The organism is Saccharopolyspora sp. (genome assembly GCF_017434145.1).
In the GTDB taxonomy this organism is placed as follows: domain Bacteria; phylum Actinomycetota; class Actinomycetes; order Mycobacteriales; family Pseudonocardiaceae; genus Saccharopolyspora_C; species Saccharopolyspora_C galaxeae.
In genome coordinates this window covers 1-3,089 of the sequence record NZ_JAFRFW010000502.1, presented here as the reverse complement: position 1 = coordinate 3,089, position 3,089 = coordinate 1, and the positions used below count along the sequence as shown (strand labels likewise).

The following is a 3,089-nucleotide window of genomic DNA, read 5'->3' as shown; positions in this document are numbered from 1 at the left end:
GTCTTGAACTCGATGCGGAGTCCCTCGACGCCGGCCTCTGTGAGCCGTTCGCGGGCACGCGCGGGATCGGCCGGGTCGATTCGGCGTCGGCGCCACGCCCCGGCGGCGGCTGGCCCGGACCGGGCACGTTCCGCCGCGTCTGCGCGTCGCTGTCTCGGTTCACCTCTCGCGCCCTTCACTCGCCGCCTGCGCCGCAGCAGCATGTCACCCCGGCGTGTGGCCTGGACCAGGATGTCAGCCCCGGTCGCGGTCACTTTCGGTGGTGTTGCCGGGCCCAGCGGGCGGCGGGCCGGTCACGCCGGGCATGGTTTCGGCCGCGGGATCGTCCCGGACGACCGGGTTCGGCGCGGTCGACTCGGAGTCCGAGTGCGGCTGCTCGCCCTGCCTGCCCCGGCGGGCGCGCAACCGGCGCAGGATCCGCCGGGCCGAGAGCACGACCAGCAGCGCGCTGGCGATCGCGGTGAATCCCACGGTGAACGGGTCGTAGGCGTAGGACTGCAGCTGCAGCCGCTTCGCGGGCCCGAGTTCGGTGCCGGACTCGGTGGTCACGTCCACGTCGACGGTGAACTGGCCCGCCCGGTGCACCTCGGTCTCCAGCCGGAAGTGCCTGCGGCCCTGCGCGGGCACCCGGATCACGCCGAGGTCCTTCGTCTTGATCCCGGCCGTGTCGGGGATGCGCAGCACCACCGAGACCGTCACCGGCAGGTCGTTGGTGACCGTCATCGGAATCGGCGCGTTCGAGGCGGTCAGCGTGATCTTCCCGGAGAACTCGTCCAGCCGGACCCGCGAGAGCACCCCGCCCAGCGTGTCCGAGGCGACCCGGACCCAGTGCCGGGCGGTGTCCGGATCACCGCGCCACGCGCTGGAAGCCCCGCGCAGCAGCCCGTTGCGCAGCGGGTTCGTCAGCGCGGCCGGTTCCAGGTTGGCCGCGGGGTCCCGGCTGCTGGAGCGGAACAGGTCGCCGACCTTGTAGTTCTGCCGCGCGAGCTGGTCCAGCACCGGCTGCGGGATCTCCTCCCCCGCGTGTTCCGGCGGGTAGGCCAACCGCGCTTCGGGAGGCGGCGTGGCGGCCTGCTGCGCCTGCCCGCCGTCCTGCGGCAACCCGGTCGGTCGCACGTACCCGGCGCCGGTGAGCTGTTCCATGCCCTGCAGCAGCGAACGCAGGTCCGAGCCGCTGAGGTTCCAGCGACGTGGCGGCGCCAGCACCGAAGTCGCCCCGTCCTGGTAGCCGCCGGTCGCGCGGAACGCCATCGCACCGAGCGCGTTCTGCGCGCTCAACGCCCCGCTGTCCGGCGGGGACAGCGCGGTCGACTCCTGCGGCGTGCCGTGCAGCGGGTCCAGCGCTTCGGACAGCAGCGGGTCGACCGGCACCGCGGTCGGTGAGCCTTTGGCGCGCAGCCGCACCGGCTCCAGCGAGCCATCGGGCGTGGACAGCGACGAGGGCTCCATGAGCATCGTGTCGATGCCGAAGCGGCTGAGTTCGCTGGCGGCGGGCTCGTCCAGCGCGCCTTCGATCGGCCACAGCACGTTGCGCTGCGGTTCCTGGCGCAGCGTCTGGCGCACGACCAGCGCGCCGTCCAGCGCGCCCTGGATCAGGTCCGGCAGCCCGGCCCGGCCCAGCGCCACCACGTCGGAGTCGGCGTAGGGCAGCGAGATCACGCAACGGCCTTCGGTGGCCTGCCGCAGCTTGTTCATCCACAGCTGCGCCGACGCCGCCCCGGTGCCTTCGATGAGCCCGCCGTCGGGCTGGCGCACCTGGTAACCGCCCTGCATGGCGTTCACCGTCGCCAGCAGGTCCGGGTCGACGGCGAAGCACAGGCCGTTGCCCAGCGGGGACCCCGGTCCTGCGTTTTCCACCACGGACTGCACGAGGTCGTAGAGCCGGCCGCCAGGGGTGAGCGAACTGGCCAGCGAGTCGTCGGCGAGCACCGGACGCTGCCCCTGGGTGCCCTCCCGCTGCATCCGCGGGTAGTCGACGATCGGCACCAGCATCGTCATCGGCGTGGGCTGCGGAGGTTTCGCGGGCGGCGCGCCGGGCGTGTTGAGCACCGGCAGCAGGAAGCTCGCCTCACCGACCCGCGCCCGGCCGCCGTCGTCGGGTTTGCCGTTGACGTTGACCAGCAGCGGGAACGTCCCGGGCTGGTCGATCTGCAGCGACTGCGGCCCGCCGTTGATCGGGATGCGCAGCTCGAACGGCGCCTGCTGCCCCGGCGCGAGGCTGCCCACCTGCGGTTGGAACTCGGGGCCCGTGACGGTCGAGGCGTTTCCGCGCACCGCGTCCTGGGTGGCCGGAACGGTGGAGGTCGGGGCGCCGCGCTGCACGCGGGCCTCGATGTCGTGCAGCGTGCGGCCGGAGGTGTTGGTCAGCCGCCCGCTGATCGTCACTTCGCCCGGTCCGGATACCACCGACGGAGTGACCTTGGTCACTTCGAGCTGGGCCAGCGACGAGTCCTGCGCATTCGCCGTGCCTGCCGAGGTGATCGGGATCCCGCCGATCAGCAGGACCGCCACCACGACGGCTACCAGACACCTCAACCCGGCTCCGTTCCCGTGCTCCGCGGCCGGTTCCCGGTCCCCGGCCTTGGCGCGCCGCCCGGGTCGGCCCCGTCCAGCAGCGCGACCGCGTGCCGCACCAGCCGCCGTTCGTCGGCGTAGGCCAGCACGCCGTCCAGTTCACCTAGCGGCACCCAAGCCACCTCGGTGACCTCCACGTCTTCGTCGGAAAGCTCTCCGCCGACCGCATCCAGCAGGAAGTGGTGCACCGTCTTGTGCACCCGCCGGTTGCCGGCGACGAACCAGTAGTCGATCGTGCCGATCGCCACCGTCACCCGTCCGATGATCCCGGTCTCTTCCGCGACCTCGCGCACCGCGGTCTGTTCCGGCCTCTCACCAGGCTCGATGTGGCCCTTCGGCAGCGACCACAGCAGTCGTCCCCTGCGGTCGGTCCGCCCGATGATCGCAGCGAGGCGTTCGGCGTCGTCGACCACCAGCCCCCCGGCCGAGGTCTCGTCCACGGTCCGCAGCCGCTTGCGGCGGCGCCGGTTGCGACGCCCCGGCTGCGGACCGTCGGAGCGGTGGGGCGACGGGGG

Annotated in this window: 2 protein-coding genes; both read right to left on the bottom strand. The window is 72.8% G+C overall.

What is annotated here, in order from left to right; genetic code table 11:
* Positions 1 to 234: 234 nt before the first annotated feature.
* Positions 235 to 2,535 carry a DUF6049 family protein gene (locus IJH84_RS13970; protein ID WP_200068019.1) on the bottom strand — a complete coding sequence of 767 codons (2,301 nt, stop codon included), beginning with the start codon at positions 2,533 to 2,535 and terminating at the stop codon, positions 235 to 237.
* On the bottom strand, positions 2,532 to 3,089 hold a 558-nt coding region (locus IJH84_RS13965), incomplete at its 5' end, for an NUDIX hydrolase (protein WP_295145024.1). The genes IJH84_RS13970 and IJH84_RS13965, both read right to left, overlap by 4 nt.